Source organism: Salinimonas sediminis, from assembly GCF_003429285.1.
GTDB lineage: Bacteria > Pseudomonadota > Gammaproteobacteria > Enterobacterales > Alteromonadaceae > Alteromonas > Alteromonas indica.
Window position 1 is genome coordinate 1,307,324 of sequence record NZ_CP031769.1, and the last position, 20,778, is coordinate 1,328,101.

Sequence of the window (20,778 nt, forward strand, 5' to 3'; positions counted from 1 at the left end):
TACTATGCGGCCATATTTTGTCACAAAGACATCGGCCGCCGCGCATTTTTTTCGTCAGTTGGGTACCGGGTGGGTGCTTTTTAAGCAACATCACCGCAGTTACTGGCGTTGACGACTGTGCTGGCCGCAACGATTATCAAAGAACTATCAGGGGTCAAAGACCATGCGCACAGATTACTGTGGGAATATTGATTCATCTTACATCGGACAGGAAGTTACCCTGTGCGGTTGGGTAAACAAACGTCGCGACCTTGGCGGCCTTATTTTTATTGACCTGCGAGACCGTGAAGGCTTGGTACAGGTGGTGTTCGATCCTGATTTGCCTGACGTTCTTGAAGAAGCGAACAAACTTCGTAGTGAATTTTGTATCAGACTGACGGGTAAGGTTCGTGCCCGCCCAGAAGGGCAGGTTAATGACGGTATGCGCACTGGCCAGATTGAGATTCTGGGTACCGGGTTAGAAATTTATAACAAATCCGCTGTCCTGCCACTTGACTGGAACCAGGAAAATTCAGAAGAACAACGTCTACGTTATCGTTACCTGGACTTGCGTCGTCCGTTGATGAGCCAACGTTTAAAGTTTCGTGCTCAGGTAACCGCAGCGGTTCGCCGCTACCTTGAAGACGATGGCTTCTTAGATATTGAAACACCTATTTTAACTAAAGCTACACCAGAAGGCGCGCGGGATTACCTCGTACCAAGCCGCACCCATAAAGGTGAATTTTTTGCATTGCCACAGTCGCCCCAATTGTTTAAGCAATTGTTGATGATGTCGGGGATGGACCGCTATTACCAGATTGTAAAATGTTTTCGCGACGAAGACTTACGCGCTGATCGTCAGCCAGAGTTTACCCAGATAGACTTGGAAACGACTTTTCTGGGTGCCGCAGGCGTAATGCAAATCACCGAAGGCATGATTCGCGATCTGTTCCAAAAAATGCTGGATGTTGATTTAGGTGAATTCCCCCAGATAACTTACGCTGAAGCTATGCGTCGCTATGGGTCGGATAAACCGGATCTGCGTAACCCGCTAGAGTTGGTAGATGTAGCAGACTTGCTTCAGTCAGTAGAATTTAAAGTATTTAGTGGCCCGGCTAACGATCCGAATGGCCGCGTATCAGTGATTCGGGTGCCAGGCGGGGCAAGCTTGTCGCGCAAACAGATAGACGACTACACCAAGTTCGTGGGCATCTATGGTGCGAAAGGTTTAGCCTGGATGAAGGTGAACGAGTTAGCCCCAGGCCAGGAAGGGCTGCAGTCGCCGGTACTTAAGTTTCTTAGTGAAGACATTACCGATGCGCTATTGCAACGTACTAACGCACAAGCGGGCGATATTTTGCTGTTTGGTGCAGACAACGCTACCGTGGTTACAGAAGCACTGGGCGCATTGCGTCTCAAACTTGGCGAAGACTTTGACTTACTGGAAGGGGAATGGCGCCCACTATGGGTCGTTGACTTCCCGATGTTTGAAGAAGCTGACGGTCAGATGCATGCGCTTCACCATCCGTTTACCGCTCCGCGCGGACTATCCGTGGAGGCGCTTAAGAGCAACCCTGCAGAAGCCTTGTCAGATGCTTACGACATGGTGCTCAATGGCGTAGAATTAGGTGGTGGGTCGGTGCGTATTCACGACCAGCAAATGCAGTCGGCGGTATTTACTATTCTGGGTATAAGTGAAGAAGAAGCGCAAACCAAGTTTGGCTTTTTACTGGATGCCTTACAATATGGTGCGCCGCCCCATGCTGGCCTGGCGTTTGGTCTTGATCGGTTGGTTATGCTAATGACGGGAGCCACCTCGATTCGTGATGTTATGGCGTTTCCAAAAACGACCACCGCAGCGTGCCCGCTAACAGACGCGCCTAGCCCGGCAAATCCTCAGCAATTAGCAGATTTGGCTATTGAAGTGGTCAAGAAAAACGCTTGATAGCAATGGGCTATAAAAGACCTGAGTCTGTCCTGGTGGTGCTGTATGATCAGTACCACCGGGTGTTATTACTACAACGTGAAGATGATCCTGACTTCTGGCAATCTGTTACCGGGACCATTGAGACCGGTGAGCAGCCTTTACAAACAGCCTATCGGGAAGTTGCTGAAGAAACCGGTTTGCACCTGGACACCGCCCGGCAGGCTATAGTCGATCGTCGGCAAACCAACCAGTACAAAATTCGTTCCCGTTGGTTATACCGTTATCCCCCCGGCACCCTCTATAATACGGAACACGTGTTTACTGCTCAGGTGAGCAGCGATATTGCACTGACGTTAACTGAACACCTTGCTTACGAATGGGTGCCCAAAGCAGCCGCGTTGGCGCGCTTGTGGTCACCAAGTAACCGCACCGCAGTAGATACATTTGTTCCCGGAGCAAAATAATGATTATACTGGGTATAGATCCAGGTTCCCGAATTACCGGCTACGGTTTGGTAGCCCGACAACAGGGTAAACTGGTCTACGTTGCCAGTGGTTGTGTTCGCCTTTCAACTGATGCGCTGCCTGAGCGCTTATCGCAAATATTTTCCAGCGTTGGAGAAATAATACGGCAGTATGCGCCCGAGCAGTTTGCTATTGAACAGGTCTTTATGGCGAAAAACCCTGATTCTGCGCTAAAGCTTGGGCAGGCCAGAGGGGCGGCCATTGTCGCGGCCACCCAGGCCAGTCTGCCGGTAGCGGAATATTCTGCGCGGCAAATAAAGCAGGCCGTGGTAGGCAAGGGCGGGGCCGATAAAACCCAGGTTCAGCATATGGTAAAGCATTTATTATCATTGCCGGGTACGCCGCAAGCCGATGCCGCAGATGCCCTGGCCGTAGCATTATGCCATGCACACACTGAGCAAAGTCTGATTAAACTAGCCGGCCAGGCACGCAAAACTGTGCGCCGGCGGTTGCGATAAAAAGAGCATATAAATGATAGGTCGTATTCGAGGAACATTAGTAGAAAAACAACCGCCGGAAATCCTGGTAGATGTGGCGGGCGTGGGGTATGAGATCCAAATGCCGATGACCAGCTTCTATCAATTGCCTGCGCCAGGCGATGAGGTGGTGGTATATACCCATTTTGTGGTGCGTGAAGATGCCCAGCTGTTATTTGGTTTTGCTGACAAAATGGAACGGGGCCTGTTTCGTGAGTTGATTAAAGCGAACGGGGTCGGCCCCAAACTTGGCTTAACCATATTATCCGGCATGTCTGCCAGCCAGTTTTTGGTGTGTGTACAAAACGAAGATGTGTCGTCGCTGGTCGCGATGCCGGGGATTGGTAAAAAAACGGCTGAACGGCTGGTGGTGGAACTTAAAGACCGCTTAGCCAAATTCGGTAACATTCAGGATGTGAATTTACCTCACTTACCTATGGAAGGCGCGACCGGTAATGCGGTTGTACCGCTAAATGATACCCGGGAAGAGGCCGCCAGCGCGCTGGTGTCGCTGGGCTACAAACCCGCTCAGGCCAGTAAAATGGTTAGCGGAGTGTACGAGCAGGGAATGAACAGCGAAACCGTAATTCGCGAGGCCTTAAAGGCCGCATTATAAGGCAATGTAGTAATGATTGAAGCAGATCGTCTGATTGGCGGCGCCGCGACCCACGAAGATGAAGTGATAGACCGGGCTATCCGGCCTAAGATGCTCAGTGACTATACTGGTCAGGCGCATGTTTGCGAGCAAATGGAGATATTCATTCAGGCCGCGCGTAACCGGGAAGATGCATTAGATCATCTGCTCATTTTTGGGCCTCCCGGCTTGGGTAAAACGACGCTGGCTAATATTGTGGCCAATGAAATGGGCGTGAACATCAAAACCACTTCCGGCCCGGTGCTTGAAAAAGCCGGCGACCTGGCTGCGTTGTTGACCAATCTTGAGCGCAACGATGTTCTGTTTATCGACGAGATTCATCGCCTAAGCCCGGTGGTGGAGGAAATACTGTATCCGGCCATGGAAGACTATCAGCTGGATATCATGATTGGCGAAGGGCCGGCGGCTCGCTCAATCAAACTTGATTTACCCCCCTTCACGTTAATCGGCGCTACGACCCGCGCCGGCTCGCTGACCTCGCCTCTGCGTGACCGCTTTGGAATTGTTCAACGCCTGGAATTTTACTCGGTGGCCGACCTGACTACTATTATCTCGCGCAGTGCCAATTACCTGAATTTAAATATGGATGAACAAGGCGCGTTTGAGGTAGCAAAACGCTCGCGGGGCACCCCACGTATCGCCAACCGCCTATTGCGACGGGTTCGGGATTATGCGGAAATTAAAGCCAATGGCGAGGTAACCAGTGCGGTAGCGGCAAGCGCGTTGGATATGCTGGATGTGGATAAGCAAGGTTTTGATTATATGGACCGCAAGTTGTTGCTGGCTATTATCGAGAAGTTTGATGGAGGGCCGGTGGGGCTCGACAATTTGGCAGCGGCAATTGGCGAGGAAAAAGAAACTATAGAAGATGTTATTGAGCCATTCTTAATTCAACAAGGTTTCTTGCAGCGCACACCGCGCGGGCGTATCGTCCAGCAGCGCGCCTATCTTCACTTTGGTTTTCAGCCCGACCAGTAATTTTTATTCGAAAAAGGGTGGCTGCGCTTAGCGTTGCTGCCCGCCGGAGCGGTGCCAATATATCAGCAATAGGTCCCATTCGGCGCTAACTGGCAGGCATAAAAAAAGCCCGCTCAAAATGAGCGGGCTAAAACAACAAGTGTTGAAGGAAATAAATCCAGGGAACTCATGTCCAACAGGGAGAAAAAATCTCGTTCATCCCGGCCAGGCCGTGATGTCTGTGTGACAGATGCAGCGCATTATAAAGAAGAATAGATGACGCACAATTGAGGAAAATTTTATTTTTGTGTTAGAAAATCTAATCCGTTAATGTAATGTAAATTGTTGATAGATTTACGTTTAAAAGTGTTGTTTAAAAGGGTTTGTCGCGATATTTTCTATACGTGAACAGCGCAACGGATATTGCCGGATAACCTTGAGCAGATTAATTATATTAAGGTAGGAAGCATAACTATGCATAAATGGCCTGTGCGCATTTATTATGAAGATACTGATGCTGGCGGTATTGTCTATTATGCGAATTATCTTAAATTTATGGAGCGGGCAAGGACTGAATGGTTACGTGCTTTAGGCTACGATCAGGACGTGCTGTTGGAACAATCCATTGGTTTTGTCGTCAAACGCGTTGAGATGCATAACTATGCGCCTGCACGGTTTAATCAACTGTTGAGTATTGAATCACAGATTGTAGAATTGAAGGGCGCTAGTATGGTGTTTCAACAAAAAATTAATAATGAAAGTGGCGAACTGTTAGTCGCCGCAGATATTCAGGTTGTGTGCGTGGATCAGGCAAAAATGCAAGCCCGTAAAATTCCACGCACCTTATTAGGGGATTTATCGCGTGGAATCTGATTTAACATTTATCGGACTGTTCCTACAGGCCAGCTTTGTAGTGCAACTGGTCATGTTATTGTTGCTAAGTGTTTCGGTAGCATCCTGGACCTTTATTTTTCAGCGTACCAAAGCACTGAAAGCCGCTGAAACCGAAATGCGCCAGTTTGAAGATAAGTTTTGGTCAGGTGCGGACCTGAACAAGCTGTACCAAGAACTTTCCGCGCGGGCTAATGTCCGGGGTATCTCGGGCATCTTCTGTTCTGGTTTCAAAGAATTTGTTCGTTTACGTAAAGGCAATACTGCGGTAAACGGAATTGTAGATGGTACATACCGGGCTATGCGCGTCACTATGTCCCGGGAAGTTGAAGAGCTCGAAAGTCGTTTACCGTTTCTGGCTACAGCTGGCTCTATCAGCCCGTATATTGGTTTATTTGGTACGGTATGGGGCATTATGAATGCGTTTATTGCATTGGGTGAGGTTCAGCAAGCTACCCTGGCGATGGTTGCGCCCGGTATTGCTGAAGCGTTGATTGCTACCGCAATAGGCTTGTTTGCTGCTATTCCGGCGGTTATTGCGTACAACCGGTTTAGCCATAAGGTTGAAAAGCTGGAAAACAATTACGCCAACTTTATGGAAGAGTTTTCTGCAATATTGCACCGCCAGGCGATAGCTGCACAACAGCATCAGACGCCGTAGTGCAGGCTGTTATAACCTCAGGAGTCTGTAATGTATACGCGTAAACGTCGCCGCCCAGTGTCAGAGATAAATGTTGTTCCCTATATTGATGTCATGCTGGTATTGCTGATTATCTTTATGGTGACAGCCCCTTTAATATCCCAGGGCGTAAAGGTTGATCTGCCCAAAGCCAGTGCCCAGCCGATTGAACAGGAAGATATCCCTCCGTTGATTGCCTCAGTGGATGTACGCGGCAAGTATTTTTTAAATGTGGGTGACGATCAGGAAGCTGAAATTACCGCTGATGAATTGGCCGCTCTGGTGCAGGCCCAGTTGCAAAAACAGCCCGACACCCCGGTGGTGGTGAAAGGGGATGGTCAGGTGGCCTACAATAAAGTAATCCAGCTGATGGTATTGTTGCAAAATGCAGGCGTGCCTTCAGTCGGCCTCATGACGGATCCGGAAGAGTAACCCTGCCTATGCCGAAGCCCAAATTATGGCGTAAGGTGAAAGCCACGGATGAACAAATCGCCATCTACAAATCCCTTGGTGTGCATGTATTGATCGCCTTGGTGTTGCTGATTAGTGTCAGTTTCTCTCCCGATCCTTTACCTACGCCAGCGACTAGCCAGCCGGTTATCAAAGCAACTTTTATTGATGCCCAGGCCATAGCGGATAAACAAAAAGCGGAAGCTGAAGCGCAAGCTAAGGCAGCCGCGCAGGAAGCCGCCAAACGTAAAGCTGCTGAAGCTGCGAAGCAAGCAGCGGCTGAGCGTCAGCGTAGAATCAATGCCGAGCAGGCGCGTCAGCGGGCTGAACAAAAGCAAGCCGAAGAGCAGCGCAAAGCGCAGGAAGCGGAAGCGCGTCGGCAGGAGGAGCTTAAACAAGTAGCGGCGCAAAAGGCCAAAGAACGGAAGGAACGCGAAGCCAGAGAAAAGGCCGAGGCCGAACGAAAACGTAAAGAAGCTCAGGAACAAGCAGAAATGGAAAGAATGTTGCAGGAGCAGGCAGAAGCTGAACGCGCAGCCCAGCAACAACGCCGGCAGCGGCAGGTGCTGTCTGAAGTAGACAGGTACAAGGCGCTAATACAACAAAAAATTATGCAGGGCCTGTTTGAAGATGCCTCTTTTAAAGGTAAAAAGTGTCGATTAAATGTGAAGCTGGCAACAACCGGCTATGTCATTGAGGTGCGAACCCTTAGCGGCGATGCGGCTTTATGCAGGGCTGCGGAAGCTGCGGTTCGCCGCCCCGACAAATTGCCGATGTCAGATGAGGCGGACGTTTATCAGGAACTTAAAGACATTAATCTAACGGTGGAACTGTAGTGAGAATAAATAAATTTGGAATATGGTGTAGCACAGTATTGTTGATGTTCAGCACGCTTGCGCAGGCCTCGCTGGAAATTGTGATTACTGAAGGAGTAGATGGCGCCCGTCCCATCGGAATTGTGCCATTCACCTGGAAAGGAAATGGCAGCTTGCCAGGGGACATCGCTAAAGTGGTACGCGACGATTTAACCCGCAGCGGCAAATTTAACCCTACCGCGCCGGATGCCATGCCCCAATATCCTACCACGGATACCGAAATTAACTATTCGGCCTGGGCGGCCAAAGGCGTTGATACTGTCCTGGTAGGAACGGTAGAGCAGCAAGGTGACGATAAGTACAAGATAGCGTACGAACTTATCGATGTGCTACGTGGTCAAGCCACAGGCGGCAAATCGAAGGGCATGAGTAGCAGTAGCGATCATATCATCGACAAACGCCAGGCGGTTATTAAAGGGCAGGATTTTCGTCAGTATGGGCATCGCATTTCAGATGTTGTATACGAAAAGCTCACTGGCACCCGCGGGGCGTTTTTAACCCGTATTGCTTATGTGGTAGTGCGCGATCGTAACAGCACAAATGTACCCTACCAACTGGCGATTGCAGATTATGACGGCGAAAATGAAACCCGCTTGTTGTCTTCTCCTGAGCCGTTGATGTCACCGAACTGGTCGCCTGATGGAGAAAGGCTGGCGTATGTAAGTTTTGAAAACAAACGCCCGCAAATTTTCATTCAAGATATTTATACAATGAAACGCGAGCAGATTACTGACTTTCCAGGTATCAATGGTAGCCCGGTATTCTCCCCGGACGGCAAGCAGCTGGCCATGGTGTTATCTAAAGATGGTAACCCGGAAGTCTATGTAATGGATATTGCCACACGTAATTTACGCCGGATTACCCGTAATCGGGCTATCGATACGGAGCCTTCATGGGCACCAGATGGTAAGAGTCTGATATTTAGCTCAGAACGGGGTGGTAAACCCCAGATTTATCGCGTAAATTTAGCATCAGGGAAAGTGAGACGGCAGACGTTTGACGGCGAACAGAACCTTGGCGCGACCATTACGCCAGATGGCAAGGAAATGGTGTTAGTTAACCGCACTAAAGGCGACTACCGCATTGCCAGACAGGGGTTGCAGGACGGTGCTATTCAGGTATTGACAAAAACATACCTGGACGAGTCGCCCAGTATTGCGCCCAATGGAAGTATGATTATTTACAGCACCTTGCACAATGGTACTCAGGTATTATCCTTAGTGTCATTAGATGGTCGCTTTAAGGCAAGGTTACCAGCCACTAACGGACAAGTTAAGTCACCGAGTTGGTCACCGTTTTTGTTTTAACGAAACAGTTGGTTATTAAAACTATAAGGAATAAGAGGATGCAACTTAATAAAGTAATGAAAAGCTTCGTTATCGCCTTACCCGTGGTGACAATGATGGCATGTTCATCAGGTCCAAGCGAAGAGGAATTGGCGGCAGAGCGTAACCGTGTAGCTCAGGAACAGGCTGAAGCAGAACGTCAGGCCCGTGAATCTGAAGAAGCCCGGGTGCAGGCAGAAGCTGCCCAGCGCATGAACCGCCAGCAAGAAATGGCGCAAGAACAACTCGAATCTTTGAAAAAAGAACAAACCGTATATTTTGACTTCGATCGTGCAACGATAAAAGCAGAGTTTCAGGAAGTGTTAAATAAACACGCTGAGTTCCTGGTACAAAACCCGGATCAAAAAGTTGTGGTTGAAGGTCATACTGATAGCCGTGGTACGCCAGAGTATAATATCGCGCTGGGCGAACGTCGTGCACAATCAGTTGAAACTTACCTGATGAATGCCGGTGTAAGCAGCGATCAGTTGTCTACGGTATCTTACGGCGAAGAAAAACCAGCTGTGATGGGGTCTACTGAGTACGCTCAGGCGCAAAACCGTCGCGGTGTGGTTGTTTACCAGTAATGGTTAATTATGTACGTCACCGTACCTTCAAAGGCGTCGCGTTAAGCGTCGCCTTTGCTGTTTCGGCTGCAGCTCAGGCTCAGGCACCGGTTTACGATGTTAACAACCCGCAGGGAAGTGATCTGGAAAAACGGATCACCGTGCTGGAGCGAATGGTTGATAGCCGTACGCAAATGCAGCATCGTTTGCAACAACAGCTTGATACCATGCAGGGCGAAATCGATAATTTACGTGGCGCTGTTGAGGTGCATACTAATCAATTAGAAAAAGTATTACAGCGCCAGCGTGAGTTGTACCTTGAGATAGATAAGCGGGTAGAAGCGCTTAAGCAGTCGGTAGGAGAGAGTGACGCCACGCAAACTAACCTTTCTGCGAACCGTCCTGACAATACAACTGCTGGCAATAGTTCATCTTCAAGCAGCAATCGCGCATCGCAGGCAGGCGAAGAAGAAGCCTACGATAACGCGGTTAACCTTATTTTAGAATCCAGAGAATACGACAAAGCGATTCCTGCTTTTCAGTCGTTTATCAGCGATTTCCCGAATAGTCAGTATGCCGCTAATGCGCATTATTGGTTGGGTCAGCTTTTGTTTAATAAACAAAACTGGCAACAAGCTAAAGCGCAATTTTCTGAAGTGGCCGATCGATTCAAAAAGTCCAGTAAACGTGCCGAAGCATTATTAAAACTGGGAGTTATTGAACAGCGGTTGGGCAACACAGAGCAAGCAAAAAACTATCTTAACGCTGTGATCTCTGAATATCCTAACTCATCAGCCAGGAAACTGGCAGAGTCGAGGTTGAGCTCGCTGTAAGGCAGAAAACCTCTGCTAGCAGAGGTTTTTCATTTAATGGGCTTGCTGTACGTTGTTATAGCCCTCAAAAAACGTCTATTTTTACCTACTTTGTAGTAAAAAAATGCGTTTTCTATTGTTATCAAAGATACCGGCTGCGGGTTATAATTCGTTGTCTGTATCGTTTTTGCTTGTAACCAAATGCAGAAACTTTGCACGTATTGTTGTGATTTTGACCGTTTGGTACGCATTTTCTTAAAAAAAGAAAATAAAAAGCGATTTAGGGTTGCACGCCCTCAGGAAATGGGTAATATATGCCGCCGTTGCCACCGACAGGCAACAACAGGAAAGAAATGGGTCGTTAGCTCAGTTGGTAGAGCAGTTGACTTTTAATCAATTGGTCGCTGGTTCGAATCCAGCACGACCCACCATTTATTCTAAATGTTTTCTTTTCGGCTATGCAAAGGGTCGTTAGCTCAGTTGGTAGAGCAGTTGACTTTTAATCAATTGGTCGCTGGTTCGAATCCAGCACGACCCACCATTGCATAGAAATCCGATAAGCCGCCAAAGCTTATCAGCCAGTAACTAATGGTTACTGAACACCATAAGATGGGTCGTTAGCTCAGTTGGTAGAGCAGTTGACTTTTAATCAATTGGTCGCTGGTTCGAATCCAGCACGACCCACCATCTTATTGAAATCCCGCCCATACCAAATTCTATAAAAGCTTTAATACCCGCGCAGGATGTGAACCAGCGAAGCGGCTCAACACCAAGCGACGTGCAGGTGAATGTGCTTTAGCACGGCCCACAGCGCGCAGAGTGCGTTAGCACCAAGTAATCCAGCACGACCCACCATCTTATTGAAATACCCCCATACCAATTTTAGAAAAGCTTTAATGCCCGCACCGGATTAGAACCAGCGAAGCGGTTCGACACCAAGCGCACCGCGTATTGGATTAAAACTCTCGTAAAATAAATAAAACGCTTTGGCTGGTTTGTTATCTCTGCTGTTCGGTATCCAGGCTATATAGGCCTAATTATTCGCGAGCCCAATAACCGTGCCCCCAATAGGAAAGCGCCGGGATAATTTTTACCGGATGCTTATTTAAGTAGTGCCGGAAGTTGGTCACCACGGTACATGCCATGCCACCAGGCGGTACAATTGCGGGGCTGTCTGGTATAGGCTCGCTGCAGGAGCATTTGGTTGCGGGCATGGCGCATTAAAAAAAATATTTAAGGAGCAGAGAGGCTTATAGCGCCGTTCGACACGGTACGCTTGTGACCTCCTATCCGGCGGTTGGTTCATCGTATCGCGTTGCGCGACTCTCCATTGGAGCTCCGATCCGGCCGCGTAATTACCCAGCCGAGCAGTTATCCTGCAGCGCAATGAATAAGTCCTGGCTCGCATTCACCATTCCATTTAACAGCATGTTTTATTTTTAGGCTAAAGGGCTTTGCCCCTTGAAACACAAAAATTTAATCATACCTAACAGTCTACTCTTCAAAACAGTGAAATTTATATGACAGTCGGGTATAATTTGTGCCCATTTTAGCTGTCGTCAATTCAGGTCAGTATGCTATGACAGTCGCATTTCGCGTAGAACAAGTTGATTATCCTTTTCCTGCTATGCCTGAGCCACTCACTGCGGCTCGAAAAAGCGAATTGCGGGACGAGATTAAACAGTTACTTAAAGACAAGAACGCTGTGCTGGTGGCACATTACTACACTGATCCCGAAATTCAGGCACTGGCCGAGGAAACTGGCGGTTGTGTTGCGGATTCCCTGGAAATGGCACGCTTTGGCCGGGATGCCGATCAGCAAACCCTGATTGTGGCGGGTGTCCGGTTTATGGGGGAAACCGCTAAAATTCTGAGCCCGGAAAAAACAGTGCTTATGCCTACGCTCGAAGCAACATGCTCGCTGGACATAGGCTGCCCGGCAAAGGAATTTACTGAATTTTGTGATGCGCATCCCGACCATACGGTGGTGGTGTACGCTAATACATCAGCCGCTGTTAAAGCGCGTGCAGATTGGGTGGTCACTTCGAGTATCGCTTTAGAAATCGTAGAGCACCTGGACCAACAGGGTAAACAGATTATCTGGGGGCCTGATCGCCATCTGGGTGCTTATATTGCTAAGCAAACCGGTGCAGATATGCTGATGTGGCAGGGCGAATGTATCGTGCATGACGAGTTTTCAGCACAAAAGCTGCGCGATATGAAAGCAATTTACCCGGACGCCGCGGTGTTGGTTCATCCTGAGTCGCCTGCCAGCGTAGTAGAGCTGGCTGATGCTGTAGGTTCTACCAGCCAGCTTATTAAGGCGTCTCAGGAGCTGCCTAACGAGACTTTTATTGTGGCTACTGATAAGGGTATCTTTTACAAGATGCAACAGCAGGCGCCGCATAAGAACTTTATAGAGGCACCTACAGGTGGCAACGGGGCCACGTGCAAAAGCTGTGCGCATTGTCCGTGGATGGCAATGAATGGCATGCAGGCGATCCACAATGCGCTATCGGGTAACGGTAAGGGGCATGAAATCTCAGTCGATGATCAGTTGCGTCAAAAGGCATTGGTACCATTAGACCGCATGCTTGGTTTTGCTGAAGATATGAAAGCCAAAAAGGCTGTAAATGCTTAATAAAACGGCGATTGGTGAGTTTTTTGCGACTGGTTCTTGATTCATTGCGTAAGTTTACCTACTATACGCGCGCTGCATCCAACAAGCAGTGTAAAAATTCGGAGAGGTGGCTGAGTGGCTGAAGGCGCACGCCTGGAAAGTGTGTTTAGGGTTAAACCTAACGAGGGTTCGAATCCCTCTCTCTCCGCCATATATAAACAGTAAAGCCCCGCCTTGTGCGGGGCTTTACTGTTTGTGGCGGTGTGCAAAGGTATGAGAACCCAGGGGTTCGACAAAACGGCAGCAAAGCCGTTTTGCACAGCTAGCAGCTGCCCGCAGGGCGAGCGCCAGGGACGGCACGAGTGAATCCCTCTCTGGGCCATATACAAACAGTAAAGCCCCGCCTTGTGCGGGGCTTTACTGTTTGTGGCCGGTTGAAAAAGGATGAGACCCCTCGGGTTCGACAAAACGGCAGGAGAGCCGTTTTGCACAGCTAGCAGCTGCCCGTAGGGCGAGCGCCAGGGGCGGCGCGAGTGAATCCCTCTCTGGGCCATATACAAACAGTAAAGCCCTGCCTTGTGCGGGGCTTTACTGTTTGTGGCGTTCTGCAAAGGTATGAGAACCCAGGGGTTCGACAAAACGGCAGGAGACCCGTTTTGCACAGCCAGCAGCTGCCCGCAGGGCGAGCGCCAGGGACGGCGCGAGCGAATCCCTCTCTGGGCCATATACAAACAGTAAACCCCTGCCTTATGCGGGGCTTTGCTGTTTGTGGCGGTGTGCAAAGGTATGAGACCCCGGGGTTCGACAAAACGGCAGGAGAGCTGTTTTGCACAGCCAGCAGCTGTCCGGAGGGCGAGCGCCAGGGACGGTACGAGTGAATCCCTCTCTGGGCCATATATAAACAGTAAAGCCCTGTCTTGTGCGGGGCTTTTGTATATCTGCGTTAACGAGAAAATGAGGTCACTACAAATCTTTAGATAGTGCAGGGATAAATGAGCAAAATGGTTTGTTCCGCTGAGGATAAAAGTACGGCGTATAGCAACTTCTTGGGGAACGCGTTGCCCGGTCACTGTGCTTCTGCAAGACCACCGTCTGATGATGCATTGAGCCCAGGGGGGCACATCACCCTGGCCTGGCGCCTGCTGAAAACAATACTGGTTTAATGAATTGCAGCAATATAAAAGCTAATGCTTGCGGGGGAAAAGGTAATTATCCATACCGAGAAGAATTATCACCTGAAAGCTAAAATATATAGCTTGATAGGAGTATTAGTGACTATTTTATCGGGAACATTCTTATTCTTGAAGGTGATTAAAGTGGCGTTATTAACGGGCCAAAAAGCGATGGCTCGTGCACAGCAATCAGGGAACACAGTACGATGGTACAGATTATCTGGCGTTCATGATGTAAAACATCCTCAGGCTAATCATGAGCAGATAGTAATAGCTGTCGCGGTAATATGGTTGTGCAAAGCGTTTTCGCCAGGCTTAAAAACGGTTACACAGAAGTAGATGTATGGCGCCCGCAGTGAAGCCAGATCAGAGTTAGCTAATTTATTGAGATGTTTTACAAACACGAAAATAGCCCTTTCAAACAGGGTATGTCTCACCTGCACAATTCCAAAAGCGCCTGATTCACGAAAAAATAGATAACTACCGAGTCAAAGCTGGGAAGTTCAAATCTATCTCAAATGGAAATGATCTTTTTCAACCTGAAATTGTCGGATACGGATAACCCCCTTTAATTTTTAATCAAAGCTTTGAAAATACTAGCTATTTTCATGTGGCCCTGAACTTGCTCTTCAATAGATACGCTAATGATAATAAGGAGAGCAATGCATGGGATACAAAATCAAAGTCATTATTCCTATCCCGGTAGATGATGCTGGCGTGCAGGCACGCGCTGCACAACTGCCACCGGGGTTATTGTCTGATGATTGTACGGTTGAATTTGAAGCAGTAAAGGCAGGGGCTGCATTAGGTGATAGTTATCACGATACCTTGTTAATGGACGTGTCGGTGGTAGAAGCAGGTTTGCTGGCCGAGAAGCAAGGGTTTGATGCGGTATGTATAGACACAGTCAGTGACTCGGGCATGGCGGCTTTGCGCTCTTGCTTGACTATCCCGGTCGTGGCGCCCGGTATTTCCAGCATGTTAATGGCCTGTAATCTGGGTAAAAAATTCTCCATTATCACTATGTGGGATGAGTGGTTTGCATTGTATGACAAAGTGCTCACTGAGCATCATTTGTGGGACCATCTGGCATCAATGCGCTCTATTAATACCCGCCCTGACCTGGCCGAATTACTGGCAGGGAAAGAGGAAGTGGTATTCAACAAGCTACTAAAGGAAGCTGAGCTAGCGATAAGCCATGACAAGGCTGACGTTATTATCTTAGGTTCAACCACTATGCACCAGTCTCACGCCTTTCTGGCACAGCGACTTAGTGTACCGGTACTCAACCCTGGTCAAATCGCTTTTAAAACGTGCCAAACCTTACTCGAGCTCGGCTTGTCACACAGCAAAAAAGCTTATCCCGCGCCCGAACTGCCCCGTTTTGATGTTTACCACCGAATTGGCAAGTCAGCATAACCTGATGACGATGTGCTGATTCATCCTTTTTTAGCGATAAAATTAAATAGAAGAAGACTATGACAACATTATCACGCGATGAACTTATAAAAATGGCCACCATGGACTACTTTGCCAATGTAGATAAAAAGAATATGGCTGGGGTGCTGGCTAACTTCCATGAAGATGCGGTTTTTACCATTCCTACCGATCCTATTGTGCATGAAGGCCGAGACCAGGGAATACGAACCATGTTTCAGACCTTGTTTGATTCATATGTGGATGTATGGCATGGCGATTTTGAGTGTACAGCAGATGAACAAACCCAAAGTATTGCAGCCCGTTTCAATGTTTACTTGAAAACCGAAGAGGGTACTGAAATAAAGCTTACTAACTGTAATTTTTGGTATGTCGAAGAAGGCAAGTTTTCGCGGGTGTTTGTATTTATGAGTGGGCCCAACGTACTTAAATAAATGGCGTAACGTTCAATGGTACCCAGCCCGCGATAAAGCGCCGATCTTAATTCGGCGTTTTATCGGTATTAACTGCCAACGTTTTACCCACCACCGGAGGCCACATGCAGCAGGTACGAATAGGTACGTCCTACCGTATAGATGCACTCAGTTTACACCAAGCCGATACCCCCCAACCTGGCCCCTACGAGGTGCTGATCAAAGTAAAAGCGGCATCGCTTAATTATCGAGACTGGGAAGTCATCAACGGCCAGTATCATACAAATTATCCTGCGGGTTTAGTGCCATTGTCTGACGGCGCCGGAGAGGTGGTAGCAGTAGGCGCTGAAGTCTCTGGATTTACGCAGGGCGACAGAGTAGCTTCAAGTTTTTGGCAAGGATGGAACGCCGGAGAGCTGGGGCTGTCACCTTTTGCCCGAACGCTAGGCGGCCCGATCAACGGTATGCTAAGTGAATACCAGGTGTTACCCGCACACGGCGTGGTCAGACTGCCCGCCAGCCTTAGTTATGCTCAGGGCGCTACGCTACCTTGTGCGGCGGTCACCGCTTGGCAATCTTTGGTAACTAAAGGCAATATCAGCAGTGGCGACTGGGTATTGATTCAGGGCACCGGTGGGGTGTCTATGTTCGCGCTGCAAATTGCCCGTATGCACGGGGCCCGGGCAATCGTATTATCCTCCAGCGACGAAAAGTTAGCTATTGCATCAAAGCTCGGCGCTACGGCCACTATCAACTATACTGCTAACCCAGAATGGGCAGAACAGGTGCGTCTGATTACGGAGCAACAAGGGGTCAATCATGTGGTAGAAGTCGGTGGGCCTACTACCTTCCATCAATCATTACAATGTGTAGCTGTTGGCGGCCAGGTTAATGTGGTTGGCTATGTGGGAGGTAAGGAAGGTAACCTGAACCCATTGCAAATTTCGCAATCGCATGCCACTGTTCGAGGCATCGCGGCAGGGCCCGCCAGTACCTTGCGTGCCCTGTGCCAGGCGATAGAAGCAAACCAGCTGCAGCCAGTGATTGATAGTACCTATCATTGGCACGAGTATAAGCAGGCGCTCAATCATCTGGCGGCGGGTAAACATGTGGGGAAGATTGTCCTGGATTTCGACTAATTCAGGGGGATCTGCGTGTTAGACGGCCAGTACCGGCCAGACATTATCTTTTGCCTCGCAATACAACAACACGACGGGCAGCAAAGCACCATGCTTAGATAACCTTGCCGCGCAGGGTAAGATAACGCGCGCCTATCTGCGGCGGTCAATCCGCTCCTGCAGCTGGCTTTCGTGGCTTTTTAGGTGTCGGCTATTACCAGTTTGTTGATTGTTTTTACCTATAAGTGCATGGTTTCAGTCAATCCTAAGACGCTACGGCATCCTCTTTACTCCCCGCCTGCGCTACCGATAGCCCAGGCCGCGTCGAATACAGCAGCGGGGAAGCTTATTTTACGTGATGCGCATTGCATTAATTGACCTGGGCGCTGCCCTCAACCTCCAATGAGAAAGCGACGGGCTACGCGATACAGTTAAAAGTAAAAAAGCCCGCGCAGAACTCACCTCAAAATGCTCCCGGCTGTTTATTTTTTGTTCGACATATCTTTATTGGTATTCGCCTGCTATTACTTTTATAAGCTGTTTTGCAGTTCTGGCCATCAGATCACTGGAGACACATCGTGGCAACAACCCTCAACCTGACTGTAAATGCATCACCCGAAGCGGTTTGGCATAGTCTTACTCAGCCTGAAGCGATAAAACGCTGGGTAACAAACCCCGGCCGGTGGCGATGTACTGACTGTCATAGTGACTTTCTGGAAGGTGGGTACTTCACCTTGCAGTTAATTGGCGAGTCAGGAGGATGGAGCGCCAGTGTTAAAGGTCATTTCGGGCAAATAAAGCCCTACCAGAGCGTTACCTTCAGTATTGATGGCGGGCAGCGCGCTGCCATCATGATGCAAGTTGCCGGCAGCCAGGTTGCATGTCAATGTACCCTAAGCGGCGCCACGCAATTAGCCAGCGGCCATAGTCATAATGTATTGATGCAGCGGTTTAAAGATTACACCGAAAAACGGTTTGCTCAGCAGCAGTAGCAGCATTGCACAGTGTTCTTGAGGGCATAATATAACGAGTTGAAAGAAGGAAACTGCGTCTACATGGGTGGTTATTCAGCTTTTTATTCAGCTACCTCAGTAGCATCGTATAACCGGTTTGTGGCCTGTTTTGCGGGGGGCGGTGAAGTGGCACCAGGGGGTAATCTCGTCCGCCATACTGGCATTGTTAACGTAGCGGCAACAGCCTGTGAAAAATAACGGTGCTGTAGCATTTTCGCTATGGCTTCTGGGGCTATTGCAGGTACTGCTTACGGGGTTATTATTGACCCTGCTTATATGGATTTTGCTTAGGGTTGTAGGCGGCAATAATCCGGCCGTTACTATCTTTGGTTTGATTGCTATCGGGGTTTTAGGTATAGGAAGTAGAATAAACAAAAAACCCGGCAGAATTACGTTTCGGCCGGGTAAGGCAGGCTGCTGAGCAGCCTGACGTTAGGTTTTTTGGGTAAACCTTAATGAGCAGAAAGCTTACATAGCAGGCTGCAGCTCTCTAACCGTTAGGTTATTGGTCAAGGCCTCGGCGTTCAAGTAAGGCGTCAACTTCCGGTTTCTGGCCGCGAAAATCTACGTAATTTTGCATCAAATCTTCGCTATTGCCTTTCGAAAGGATCTCCTCACGGAACTGAGAGCCGTTATCCTGTGTCAGCCCACCATTGTCTTGCATATAGGCAAAGGCATCGGCGGCCAGAACTTCGGTCCACAGATAAGCATAATAGCCGGCTGAATAGCCACCAGCAAAGGTATGGCTAAAGTAAGCCGATTTATACCGGGGAGGTATGGGGGCATACGCTATGCCGTGTTTGGCCAAGGCCTGTTGTTCAAAACGTTCTACGTCGGCAACCTTGGTATCGGTGTCAATCATATGCCATTCCATATCCAACAAGGCAGAGGCCAGATATTCTGTCGTATCATAGCCCTGATTGAATTTAACCGCTTTAAGCACTTTGTCTAATAACGGTTTTGGGATAGGAGCACCGGTTTCGTAGTGTTTTGCGTAGTTTGCTAATACGCTGGGTTCAATAGCCCAATCCTCATGAAATTGCGAAGGAAATTCTACAAAATCACGGGCGGTAGCGGTACCGGCCAGGCTCGGATATTTAACCTGCGAAAAGAGCCCATGCGCCGCATGGCCGAACTCATGGAATAAAGTGGTTACTTCATCAAAGCTTAGAAGAGTAGGCTCGCCTTCGGCTGGCTTTACAATGTTCAGCTCGTTGAATACAACCGGTTTAGTATTATTGTGAAAGCTCTGGGTAACAAATTCGCTCATCCACGCGCCGCCAGCTTTACCTTCACGTGCGTAAGGGTCAAAGAAGAACAGACCAATAGCGCTACCATCTTGGTTGAATACCTCAAAGGCGCGGGCGTCTTCAACGTATAGTGGAAGGTCAGTACGCTCTTTAAACGTGATACCGTAAAGCTTTTCCATGGCAAAAAATAAACCATTTTCCAGTACACTGGTCAGCTCGAAATACGGCTTAACTTCGCTGTCGTCCAAATCGTATTTCGCTTTCCGGACTTTTTCAGCATAAAACGCCCAATCCCATGGTTTAACGGCGCCACTGATGCCTTCTTCATGCATCACTTTTTCTATATCCGCAGCTTCCCGTTTGGCCTTTTCTACGGCTTTGGGGGCAAGGTCATCCAGAATATTAAAAACATTATCCGGGGTGGCAGCCATTTGATCATCAATCTGGTAAGAAGCCCAGTTGTCGAAACCCAGCAAGGCAGCTTTTTGTGCGCGAAGCTTAGTGAGTTTTAAAATAATCGGACCATTAACATCCATCGCGCGGGTAGCCGACTGCCGCCAGATTTTCTCACGCAGTCCGCGGTTTTCAAGGCTGGACAAAATAGGCTGGCGAGTTGTATTTACCAACGAAATTAAGTAGCCGTCTTTACCCGCTTTTTTCGCGGCAGATTTCAGGCTGGTTTTGTCGCTATCCGACAATCCGGCTAACTGGCCAACATCAGACACTAACAGCGTATCGTTTTTAAATGACGCCAGAACGTTCTGGGAAAAGTCCGTTTGCAAGGTGGTGATTTCTTCATTCAGCGCCCGCATCGTCGCTTTGTCGTCATCCGACAAATTCGCCCCGGCTCGAATAAACTGTTTATAGTAATACTCGGTTAAACGCTGATCTATTTTGCTTAGCGCCTCTTTATTTTCGTATACTTTTTTCACCCGCTTAAACAAGGTGTCATTCAAAAAAATATTATCAGAATGAGCCGCCAGCTTTGGCGCGATGTCAGCTTCAATGCGCTGAATTTCATCGTTTGAAGCAATGCTCGAAAGATTGAAAAACACGGTTTCCGCACGGCTTAGCAATACGCCGCTATCTTCCAGCGCCAGGATGGTGTTTTCAAAAGAGGCAGGTTGCTCGCTTTGGGCTATCAGCTCAATCTCGGCGGCTTGTTCACGCATGCCCTGGGTAAACGCTGGCTCATAGTCGGCGGTCTTAATTTTATCAAATTGGGGCGTCTGATAAGGCAGCTCGCTTGGCTGCAAAAGCACATTTTGAGTTTGGTTCTGCATTTCATTCATGGTGTTTTCGGCACTGTCGGTAGCACTGCTGTCGCTGCCTGAGCAGCCAGCAAGAAGCAGAGCTGTGGTAACAGCACTGGCGAGTAATGTCTTACGCATTAACGTCTCCATTAATTATTGTTCTTCGGCTCATTAGAAGCCGGATTGGATTGTGACCCTACCAATGTAGCAGTGTAGGACAGGGGGCTCAAACAGCTTCCTGTGTGGCGCCACTGTACGGTGCACAATATGAAGGCAAATTAGCAGTTATGCAGGAATTGTGAGCCGAATGAACGTGAAATAAAGTCAAATTGTAGCGATGCTTAGATTTTAATCCACCGTGGGGCTGTGTAGAATGCTGACAGGTA

Annotated in this window: 18 protein-coding genes and 4 tRNA genes; 21 read left to right on the forward strand and 1 reads right to left on the reverse strand. The window is 48.7% G+C overall.

What is annotated here, in order from left to right; genetic code table 11:
• The first annotated feature begins 163 nt into the window (after positions 1-163).
• From aspS to D0Y50_RS05955, 21 genes are all read left to right on the forward strand, one after another.
• Positions 164-1,924, forward strand: a complete 1,761-nt coding sequence (aspS, locus tag D0Y50_RS05850; RefSeq protein ID WP_117315934.1) for an aspartate--tRNA ligase — start codon at positions 164-166, stop codon at positions 1,922-1,924.
• Positions 1,925-1,929: 5 nt separating this feature from the next.
• A complete protein-coding gene (gene nudB / locus D0Y50_RS05855; RefSeq protein WP_117315936.1) occupies positions 1,930-2,370 on the forward strand; it encodes a dihydroneopterin triphosphate diphosphatase in 441 nt (146 codons plus the stop codon).
• Positions 2,370-2,888: a crossover junction endodeoxyribonuclease RuvC gene (gene ruvC / locus D0Y50_RS05860; RefSeq protein WP_108566566.1), complete on the forward strand. Its 519-nt coding sequence runs from the start codon at positions 2,370-2,372 to the stop codon at positions 2,886-2,888. The genes nudB and ruvC overlap by 1 nt, the downstream gene beginning before the upstream one ends.
• A 13-nt stretch (positions 2,889-2,901) precedes the next feature.
• On the forward strand, positions 2,902-3,522 hold the full coding sequence (gene ruvA, locus D0Y50_RS05865) for a Holliday junction branch migration protein RuvA (RefSeq protein WP_108566567.1): 621 nt from the start codon (positions 2,902-2,904) through the stop codon (positions 3,520-3,522).
• Positions 3,523-3,534: 12 nt separating this feature from the next.
• Positions 3,535-4,539 carry a Holliday junction branch migration DNA helicase RuvB gene (ruvB, locus tag D0Y50_RS05870; protein ID WP_108566568.1) on the forward strand — a complete coding sequence of 335 codons (1,005 nt, stop codon included), beginning with the start codon at positions 3,535-3,537 and terminating at the stop codon, positions 4,537-4,539.
• 453 nt (positions 4,540-4,992) lie between these two features.
• Positions 4,993-5,391, forward strand: a complete 399-nt coding sequence (gene ybgC / locus D0Y50_RS05875) for a tol-pal system-associated acyl-CoA thioesterase (RefSeq protein WP_108566569.1) — start codon at positions 4,993-4,995, stop codon at positions 5,389-5,391.
• Positions 5,381-6,070 carry a protein TolQ gene (tolQ, locus tag D0Y50_RS05880; protein ID WP_108566570.1) on the forward strand — a complete coding sequence of 230 codons (690 nt, stop codon included), beginning with the start codon at positions 5,381-5,383 and terminating at the stop codon, positions 6,068-6,070. The genes ybgC and tolQ overlap by 11 nt, the downstream gene beginning before the upstream one ends.
• A 30-nt stretch (positions 6,071-6,100) precedes the next feature.
• Positions 6,101-6,520: a protein TolR gene (tolR, locus tag D0Y50_RS05885; RefSeq protein WP_108566571.1), complete on the forward strand. Its 420-nt coding sequence runs from the start codon at positions 6,101-6,103 to the stop codon at positions 6,518-6,520.
• Positions 6,521-6,528: 8 nt separating this feature from the next.
• Entirely contained in the window at positions 6,529-7,374 is an 846-nt protein-coding gene (gene tolA, locus D0Y50_RS05890) for a cell envelope integrity protein TolA (protein WP_108566572.1), read from the forward strand.
• Between the two features lie 44 nt (positions 7,375-7,418).
• Positions 7,419-8,720, forward strand: coding sequence for a Tol-Pal system beta propeller repeat protein TolB (tolB, locus tag D0Y50_RS05895; protein ID WP_218023561.1), 1,302 nt, complete (start codon positions 7,419-7,421; stop codon positions 8,718-8,720).
• Between the two features lie 38 nt (positions 8,721-8,758).
• Positions 8,759-9,325 carry a peptidoglycan-associated lipoprotein Pal gene (pal, locus tag D0Y50_RS05900; RefSeq protein WP_108566573.1) on the forward strand — a complete coding sequence of 189 codons (567 nt, stop codon included), beginning with the start codon at positions 8,759-8,761 and terminating at the stop codon, positions 9,323-9,325.
• Positions 9,325-10,137 carry a tol-pal system protein YbgF gene (gene ybgF, locus D0Y50_RS05905; protein WP_117315938.1) on the forward strand — a complete coding sequence of 271 codons (813 nt, stop codon included), beginning with the start codon at positions 9,325-9,327 and terminating at the stop codon, positions 10,135-10,137. Before pal ends, ybgF begins: the two co-directional genes overlap by 1 nt.
• Before the next feature lie 334 nt (positions 10,138-10,471).
• Positions 10,472-10,547, forward strand: a tRNA-Lys gene (locus tag D0Y50_RS05910).
• A 34-nt stretch (positions 10,548-10,581) separates the two neighbouring features.
• A tRNA-Lys gene (locus tag D0Y50_RS05915) sits at positions 10,582-10,657 on the forward strand.
• 70 nt (positions 10,658-10,727) lie between these two features.
• Positions 10,728-10,803 (forward strand) — tRNA-Lys (locus D0Y50_RS05920).
• An 892-nt stretch (positions 10,804-11,695) separates the two neighbouring features.
• On the forward strand, positions 11,696-12,757 hold the full coding sequence (gene nadA, locus D0Y50_RS05925; RefSeq protein WP_108566575.1) for a quinolinate synthase NadA: 1,062 nt from the start codon (positions 11,696-11,698) through the stop codon (positions 12,755-12,757).
• Positions 12,758-12,857: 100 nt separating this feature from the next.
• Positions 12,858-12,947 (forward strand) — tRNA-Ser (locus D0Y50_RS05930).
• Between the two features lie 1,627 nt (positions 12,948-14,574).
• Positions 14,575-15,327 (forward strand): aspartate/glutamate racemase family protein, encoded by a 753-nt coding sequence (locus tag D0Y50_RS05940; protein WP_117315942.1) that lies wholly within the window; start codon positions 14,575-14,577, stop codon positions 15,325-15,327.
• 59 nt (positions 15,328-15,386) lie between these two features.
• Complete coding sequence (locus D0Y50_RS05945; RefSeq protein ID WP_108566578.1) at positions 15,387-15,779, forward strand: nuclear transport factor 2 family protein; 393 nt, start codon at positions 15,387-15,389, stop codon at positions 15,777-15,779.
• A gap of 104 nt (positions 15,780-15,883) precedes the next feature.
• On the forward strand, positions 15,884-16,897 hold the full coding sequence (locus D0Y50_RS05950; RefSeq protein ID WP_117315944.1) for a zinc-dependent alcohol dehydrogenase family protein: 1,014 nt from the start codon (positions 15,884-15,886) through the stop codon (positions 16,895-16,897).
• 557 nt (positions 16,898-17,454) lie between these two features.
• Positions 17,455-17,868: an SRPBCC family protein gene (locus D0Y50_RS05955; RefSeq protein WP_170145454.1), complete on the forward strand. Its 414-nt coding sequence runs from the start codon at positions 17,455-17,457 to the stop codon at positions 17,866-17,868.
• A 523-nt stretch (positions 17,869-18,391) separates the two neighbouring features.
• Here the strand turns inward: D0Y50_RS05955 and D0Y50_RS05965 are convergent.
• Positions 18,392-20,530: a M3 family metallopeptidase gene (locus D0Y50_RS05965; protein WP_117315948.1), complete on the reverse strand. Its 2,139-nt coding sequence runs from the start codon at positions 20,528-20,530 to the stop codon at positions 18,392-18,394.
• Between the last annotated feature and the right edge of the window lie 248 nt (positions 20,531-20,778).